This is a genomic window from Streptomyces spiramenti (genome assembly GCF_012034385.1).
Classification (GTDB): Bacteria; Actinomycetota; Actinomycetes; order Streptomycetales; family Streptomycetaceae; genus Streptomyces; species Streptomyces spiramenti.
Genome location: NZ_JAAVJB010000236.1, coordinates 1 through 7,531, shown reverse-complemented (window position 1 = coordinate 7,531; position 7,531 = coordinate 1). Strand labels below are relative to the sequence as shown.

Below are 7,531 nucleotides of genomic sequence, written 5' to 3'. Positions count from 1 at the left end.
CCAGCCCGCCAGTGGGGCGCCGATGACGGTGGTCAGCGGCTGGGCCAGGTAGAAGAGGCCGAGGATCTTGGCCCGGTGCTGCGAGGGCACCCACTGGCTGAGGAAGAGGATCGCGCCGTGCGGCCGGGCGGGGTCGTCGCCTACGCCACCTGCTCCCCGCACCCGGCCGAGACCCGGGCGGTGGTGCAGGACGTGCTCCGCGCCACCCGGGCGGAGACCCCCGCCGAGCCGGTGGACGCCCGACCGCTGATGCCGGGCGTGCCGGACCTGGGGGAAGGACCCGACGTCCAGCTGTGGCCGCACCTGCACGGCACCGACGCCATGTACCTGGCCCTGCTCCGCCGCACCGCCTGAGCGGGCTGGCGGCAGGGGCCCCTGCGCGGCCCCTGCCGCACGGCCGCGGCCGGCCGTGCGGGATACTGGCCGCATGGCACAGATCAACCCCTCCATCCTGTCCGCGGACTTCGCCCGTCTCGCGGAGGAGGCACGGGCGGTGGACGGCGCCGACTGGCTCCACGTGGACGTCATGGACAACCACTTCGTACCCAACCTGACACTGGGGCTGCCGGTGGTGGAGTCGCTGCGCAAGGCGACCGACACCCCGCTGGACTGCCACCTGATGATCGAGGCGCCCGACCGCTGGGCCCCCGCCTACGCCGAGGCCGGCGCGGGCTCGGTCACCTTCCACGCCGAGGCCGCCGCCGCCCCCGTCCGGCTCGCCCGTGAGATCCGCGCCCAGGGGGCCCGCGCCTCGATGGCGCTGCGCCCGGCCACGCCGATCGAGCCCTACGAGGACCTGCTCCCCGAGCTGGACATGCTGCTGATCATGACCGTCGAACCGGGCTTCGGCGGCCAGGCGTTCCTGGACATCATGCTGCCGAAGATCCGGCGGGCCCGCCGGATGATGGACCGGCACGGACTGGAGATGTGGCTCCAGGTGGACGGCGGCGTCTCCGCCTCCACCATCGAACGCTGCGCCGAGGCCGGGGCGGACGTCTTCGTCGCCGGCTCCGCCGTCTACAACGCCGACGACCCGGCCGGCGCCGTCGCGGCGCTCCGGGAGCAGGCGGAGCGCGCGAGCGGGCCGCACCGGCACTGACCGGCGGGTCCGCCCGCCCGCACCGGTCATGCGGCGCGACCGCGGGGCCGACCGCGGGCCGGGGGTGAAGCCGAGGCCGCACGGCGACCTCCCGGCGACGGCGGAACGACCAGGAACCGGTGCGCGGCTGACGACCCGTGCGCACCGCACCGATGGGCTCGCGGGGCTCGCCACATCTGCGAGGATGAGGATGCGCAACGACCCGGGAACCAGCGGAACACGAGCGGCACCAGCCGGATGACTGTGAGGTGAGTGCGGTGTCGGCCGGAAGGTCAGCCACACGGATGGGCCCCGCCGAGCTGATGCAGGCGGCGGCGATGGCACGCCGCTTCTATCTGGAGGGCAAGTCCAAGATCCAGATCGCCGACGAGTTCGGGGTCAGCCGCTTCAAGGTCGCGCGGGTGCTGGAGTCGGCGGTCGAGCACGACCTGGTGCGGATCGAGATCCGCGTCCCGGCCGAGCTGGACGCGGACCGCTCGGACGCGCTGCGCGCCAGGTTCGGGCTGCGGCACGTCGTGGTCGCCGAGTCGCCCGCCGACGCCCCCGACGACACCCCGGACCCGGAGAACCTCGGTGAGGTCGCCGCCGACCTCCTGGGTGAGCTGGTGGACGAGGGCGACGTCCTCGGCCTCGCCTGGGGCCGCTCGACCATCCACATGGCAGCCGCGCTGCGGCAGCTCTCCCCGTGCACGGTCGTGCAGCTGACCGGTGTCTACGACGCCGGCACCGCCGAGCGCGGTTCGGTCGAGGCGGTGCGCCGCGCCGCCGCCGTCTCCGGTGGCAGCGCCCACCCGATCTACGCGCCCATGCTGCTGCCCGACCGGCAGACCGCCGCCGCGCTCCGCCGCCAGTCGGCGATCGCCGCCGCCTTCGAGTACTTCGACCGCGTCACCGTCGCCGCCGTGTCCATCGGTTCCTGGGAGCCGGGCATCTCCACCGTGCACGACATGCTCAGCGCCGAGGAGCGCGCCCACTACGCCTCGCTGGGCGTCGCCGCGGAGATGTCCGCCCACCTCTTCGACAGCGAGGGGCGCCGCATCGGCCGGGACCTCGGCGAACGCTGCATCACCGTCGAGGCCGACCGGCTGCGCCGGGTGCCCGAGGTGGTCGCCATCGCGGGCGGCAGCCGCAAGGCTGAGGCCATCGCCGCGGTGCTGCGGTCCGGGCTGGTCACCAGCCTCGTCACCGACACCGCCGCCGCCGACCAGCTGCTCGGCACCGCGCCCGGCAGCCGGCCGGCGCTGGAGCGGGTGGACCCGGACCGGCCCTGAGACGAGGCGGCCGGCAGCCGGAGGGGCGCCGGTTTCCCGTACGCCCGCGCGGCCTGGGATACTGATGTAGGAGCCACGGCAGTCCGGCCCGCCCCGAGCGGCGTACCCGCAGCGGCCGGCACCGGCCTCCCACCCGCAGAGAGAACACCCGACCGCAGGTGAGAGAGCCCAGCATGCGATTTCTCAACGACACCGTGCCGCCGTACGACCTGACCTACGACGACGTCTTCATGGTGCCCTCGCGCTCCGCAGTGGGGTCGCGCCAGTCCGTGGACCTCGCCACCCCCGACGGGACCGGCACCACCGTGCCGCTGGTCGTCGCCAACATGACCGCCGTCGCCGGGCGGCGGATGGCGGAGACCGTGGCCCGGCGCGGCGGGCTGACCGTCATCCCGCAGGACATCCCGATCGACGTGGTCGCCGACGTCATCGCCTGGGTCAAGCGCCGCCACCTGGTGCTGGACACCCCGATCACGCTGGCCCCCACGCAGACCGTGGCCGAGGCGCTGTCGCTGCTGCCCAAGCGCGCACACGGCGCCGCGGTCGTCGTCGCCGACGGGAAGCCCGTCGGGATCGTCACCGACCACGACCTCGCGGGGGTGGACCGGTTCACCCGGCTCTCCGAGGTGATGTCCCGCGACCTGCTCCTCATCGATGCGGCGCTCGACCCGCGCGAGGCGTTCAACCAGCTCGACGCCGCGCACCGCAGGATCGCGCCCGCGGTCGACGGACACGGCCGCTTGGTCGGCATCCTCAACCGCCGGGGGGCGCTGCGCGCCACCCTGTACACCCCCGCCACCGACGACGCGGGGCGGCTGCGGGTGGCAGCCGCCGTCGGCGTCAACGGTGACGTGGCCGGCCGTGCGGCGGCACTGCTGGAGGCGGGCACCGACGCCATCGTGGTCGACACCGCCCACGGTCACCAGGAGTCGATGATCTCGGCGCTGGCCGCGGTGCGGTCGCTGAACCCGTCCGTCCCGGTGGTCGCCGGCAACATCGTCTCCGCCGAGGGGGTCCGCGACCTCGTGGAGGCCGGGGCCGACATCATCAAGGTCGGGGTGGGTCCGGGTGCGATGTGCACCACCCGCATGATGACCGGCGTCGGACGGCCGCAGTTCTCCGCCGTGCTGGAGTGCGCCGCCGAGGCCCGTCGGCTGGGGCGCCACGTCTGGGCGGACGGTGGCGTGCGCCACCCGCGGGACGTCGCCATGGCGCTGGCGGCCGGGGCCTCCAACGTGATGATCGGCTCCTGGTTCGCGGGCACGCACGAGTCGCCCGGCGACATGCTGCAGGCCGCCGACGGGCGGTTGTACAAGGAGAGCTTCGGGATGGCCTCGGCGCGCGCCGTCCGCAACCGGACGTCCGAGGAGTCCTCCTACGACCGGGCGCGCAAGGCGCTCTTCGAGGAGGGCATCTCCACCTCGCGGATGTTCCTGGACCCCGCGCGGCCCGGTGTGGAGGACCTGATCGACTCCATCATCGCCGGGGTGCGGTCCGCCTGCACCTACGCGGGCGCCTCCTCGCTGGAGGAGTTCCGGGAGCGCGCGGTCGTCGGCGTCCAGTCCGCCTCCGGCTACGCGGAGGGCAAGCCGCTGCACGCCAGCTGGCAGTGATCCGCCCGGCCCGGCCGGCGGCTGTCACCGCCGGCCGGCGGTGACAGGACCGCGGCACGCACGGAGCCCGCCGTGCGTCCGTCGTGGTGTACTGCCGGGGTGCGACTGAACGGACTGGACGAGCGGATCGTCCACGCGCTGGCCGAGGACGCCCGGCGCTCCTACGCCGACATCGGGGCCGAGGTGGGCCTCTCCGCCCCCGCCGTCAAGCGGCGCGTGGACCGGCTGCGGGGCGAGGGGGCCATCACCGGGTTCACCGTCACCGTCGACCCGGCCGCGCTCGGGTGGCGGACGGAGGGCATGATCGAGATGTTCTGCCGCTCCCGGACCGCCCCCGAGGACATCCGGCAGGCGCTGGCCCGCTACCCGGAGGTGGTCTCGGCCTCCACCGTCACCGGTGAGGCCGACGCCGTCGTCCAGGTGCTCGCCGCCGACATGCGGCACTTCGAGCAGGTACTGGAACGCATCGCGGGGGAGCCGTTCGTCGAACGCACCAAGTCCGTGCTGGTGCTCTCCCCGCTGCTGCGACGCCACACCTCGGGCCCGCCCGGCTGACGTTCGACGACCGGTGGGGGCCCGGGTGTGTCGGGGTCCCCGTGAGCGATGGCGCAACGAATCGCCGGCCGGGCGGGCCGAGACGCAACAGATCGCCGCACGGGGTGTGGCAGACGTGTCTTGTCGCAGGTCAGCGCCGGGCCGTACCGTCCTTGGTGTACCCCCCACACGCCGACACCCGCTCCGTGAGGTCGCCTTGACGTCGCCGCTGACGCCGCTGCGCATCGCCCTGCTCCAGGGCCCGTCCGGTACCCCGGTCGACAACGCCGCGGGCGCCGCCGCGCTCCGGGAGGCGATCGCCCGCGCCGCCGCCGGCGGCGCCCGCCTGCTGGTCACCCCCGAACTCTCCCTCACGGGGTACGCACTCGGGGACGAGGTGAGGGCCCGCGCCGAGACCGCCGACGGTCCGTCCGCCGCGGTGGTGGCCGAGGCGGCGGCCGAGTACAGGATCGCCGTCGTCCACGGTTTCCCCGAGCTCGACCCGGACGACGGGACCGTCCACAACTCCGTCCGGCTCACCGGGGCGGACGGCCGGGCGCTGGCGACCTACCGCAAGACGCACCTCTACGGCGACTTCGAACGCGGGGCGTTCACCCCCGGCGAGGAGCCGGTGGTCCGGGCGGAGCTCGACGGCCTCTCCGTCGGTCTCCTCATCTGCTATGACGTGGAGTTCCCCGAGACGGTACGCGCCCACGCCCTGGCCGGCACCGACCTGCTGCTGGTGCCCACGGCGTTGATGAGCCCGTACGGGTTCGTGGCCGACGCCCTGGTGCCGACGCGCGCCTGGGAGAACCAGCTCTACATCGCCTACGCCAACCGCTGCGGCGGCGAGGGCGACCTGGAGTTCACCGGTCTCAGCGTTCTCGCCGCGCCGGACGGCACCGCCCCGGCCCGCGCCGGGGCGGGCCCGGAGCTGCTCCTCGCCACGGTCGACCCCGTACTCCTGAGCGCTTCCCGTGCGCGGAACCCGTACCTCGCCGACCGGCGGCCCGAACTCTACGCACCTCCCCGGCGGCACCCCGGCTGACCGCCGCCCGGCGCGATACCACGCCCGCCGGACGACCGCCCGACCGCCCGAGCCGCGTCCCGCCCCGGGGTGGCGGCGCATCGCCACGCCCATGTCCACCGCCCCGCCCGCCCCGCCTGTGCCAGGAGAGCCGCGCATGACCTCCACGGTGCCCACCGCCGCCCACGACGACCAGCACGCCACCGCGGCGGACCAGCCGCCGCTGACGATGTTCGGCCCGGACTTCCCGTTCGCCTACGACGACTACCTCGCCCACCCCGCGGGGATCGGGCAGGTCCCCGCCACCGCCCACGGCCGGGAGGTCGCCGTCATCGGCGGCGGCCTCTCCGGGATCGTCGCCGCCCACGAGCTGATGCGCATGGGGCTGCGCCCCGTCGTCTACGAGGCGGACCGCATCGGCGGGCGGCTGCGCACCGACACCTTCCCCGGCTGCCCGCCGGAACTGACCGCGGAGATGGGGGCGATGCGGTTCCCGCCGAGTTCCACGGCGCTCGCGCACTACATCCGGCTCGCCGGGTTGCGGACGGAGCCGTTCCCCAACCCACTGGCGCCCGCGACCCCCTCGACGGTCGTGGACCTCAAGGGCCGGGCCCACTACGCCCGCACGCTGGACGACCTCCCGGAGGTCTACCGGACTGTCATGGATGCGTGGAACACCTGCCTGGAGGAGGGCGCGGACTTCAGCGCCGTGCAGCACGCGATCCGCCACCGCGACGTGCCCCGGCTGCGGGAGATCTGGTCACGGCTGGTGGAGCGGCTGGACAACCAGACCTTCTACGGCTTCCTCTGCGACTCACCGGCCTTCTCCTCCTTCCGGCACCGCGAGATATTCGGGCAGGTCGGCTTCGGCACCGGCGGCTGGGACACCGACTTCCCGAACTCCGTGCTGGAGATCCTGCGGGTCGTGTACACCGGCGCGGACGACGACCACCGCGGCATCGTCGGTGGCAGCCAGCAGCTGCCGGAGCGGTTGTGGGACCGGGCCCCGGCCAAGCCGGTCCACTGGCCGCACGGCACCTCGCTCCGGTCGTTGCACGGCGGCGCTCCCCGCCCCGCGGTGACCCGGCTGACCCGCACCGCCGCACCCGACGGCGGCACGGCCGTCACCGTCACCGACGCCTCCGGCGCCGTGCGCACCTACCCCGCCGCGGTCTTCACGGCGCAGTCCTGGCTGCTGCTCGCGAAGATCGACTGCGACGAGGCGCTGCTCCCCATCGACCACTGGACGGCGGTGGAGCGCACGCACTACATGCAGTCCTCCAAGCTGTTCGTCCCGGTGGACCGCCCCTTCTGGCGGGACCCCGAGATCGGCTCCGACGGCCGGCCCACCGGTCGGGACACCATGTCGATGACGCTGACCGACCGGATGACGCGCGGCACCTACCTGCTGGAGAACGGTCCGGACCGGCCTGCGGCGATGTGCCTGTCGTACACCTGGTGCGACGACAGCTCCAAGTGGCTGCCACTGAGCGCCGCGGAGCGGCTGGAGGTCATGCTGAAGTCGCTGCGCGAGATCTATCCCGGCGTGGACGTACGGCGCCACATCATCGGCGACCCCGTCACGGTCTCCTGGGAGGACGAGCCGTGGTTCATGGGGGCCTTCAAGGCCAACCTGCCCGGCCACTACCGGTACCAGCGGCGACTGTTCACCCACTTCGTGCAGGACCGGCTGCCCGCCGACCGCCGGGGGCTGTTCCTCGCCGGTGACGACGTGTCGTGGACCGCAGGTTGGGCCGAGGGCGCGGTGCAGACCGCGCTCAACGCCGTGTGGGGCGTGATGCACCACTTCGGTGGCGCAACGGACTCCTCGAACCCCGGCCCGGGAGACGTCTACGAATCCATCGAACCGGTGGCGCTGCCCGAGGACTGAGTGACCGTCGGGCGGGTGCGCCACCGCTCGCGCACCCGCCCCGCCCACTGCCCTGACCGTCCGCGCGGCACCGCCGCGCGGCGTCCCCCCGGAACG

At 74.1% G+C, this 7,531-nt stretch carries 6 protein-coding genes and 1 pseudogene; all 7 read left to right on the top strand.

The window, feature by feature from the left end; translation table 11 throughout:
• A pseudogene (locus HCJ92_RS20340) lies at positions 1-354 on the top strand (hypothetical protein); the annotation flags it as partial.
• Between the two features lie 73 nt (positions 355-427).
• Positions 428-1,099, top strand: coding sequence for a ribulose-phosphate 3-epimerase (rpe, locus tag HCJ92_RS20335; RefSeq protein ID WP_167935063.1), 672 nt, complete (start codon positions 428-430; stop codon positions 1,097-1,099).
• Between the two features lie 284 nt (positions 1,100-1,383).
• Positions 1,384-2,370 (top strand): sugar-binding transcriptional regulator, encoded by a 987-nt coding sequence (locus tag HCJ92_RS20330; protein ID WP_167935062.1) that lies wholly within the window; start codon positions 1,384-1,386, stop codon positions 2,368-2,370.
• A 173-nt stretch (positions 2,371-2,543) separates the two neighbouring features.
• Positions 2,544-3,983, top strand: coding sequence for a GuaB1 family IMP dehydrogenase-related protein (locus tag HCJ92_RS20325; RefSeq protein ID WP_167935061.1), 1,440 nt, complete (start codon positions 2,544-2,546; stop codon positions 3,981-3,983).
• 99 nt (positions 3,984-4,082) lie between these two features.
• Positions 4,083-4,538 carry an Lrp/AsnC ligand binding domain-containing protein gene (locus HCJ92_RS20320; protein ID WP_167935060.1) on the top strand — a complete coding sequence of 152 codons (456 nt, stop codon included), beginning with the start codon at positions 4,083-4,085 and terminating at the stop codon, positions 4,536-4,538.
• A 208-nt stretch (positions 4,539-4,746) separates the two neighbouring features.
• Positions 4,747-5,565: a carbon-nitrogen hydrolase family protein gene (locus HCJ92_RS20315; protein WP_167935064.1), complete on the top strand. Its 819-nt coding sequence runs from the start codon at positions 4,747-4,749 to the stop codon at positions 5,563-5,565.
• A 136-nt stretch (positions 5,566-5,701) separates the two neighbouring features.
• A complete protein-coding gene (locus HCJ92_RS20310) occupies positions 5,702-7,435 on the top strand; it encodes a flavin monoamine oxidase family protein (protein WP_167935059.1) in 1,734 nt (577 codons plus the stop codon).
• The last annotated feature ends 96 nt before the right edge of the window (positions 7,436-7,531 follow it).

Excerpts from the sequence above, each read along its gene's own strand:
- rpe (WP_167935063.1), top strand. The coding sequence starts at position 428 with ATGGCACAGATCAACCCCTCCATCCTGTCCGCGGACTTCGCCCGTCTC.
- HCJ92_RS20330 (WP_167935062.1), top strand. The coding sequence starts at position 1,384 with ATGGGCCCCGCCGAGCTGATGCAGGCGGCGGCGATGGCACGCCGCTTC.
- HCJ92_RS20325 (WP_167935061.1), top strand. The coding sequence starts at position 2,544 with ATGCGATTTCTCAACGACACCGTGCCGCCGTACGACCTGACCTACGAC.
- HCJ92_RS20310 (WP_167935059.1), top strand. The coding sequence starts at position 5,702 with ATGACCTCCACGGTGCCCACCGCCGCCCACGACGACCAGCACGCCACC.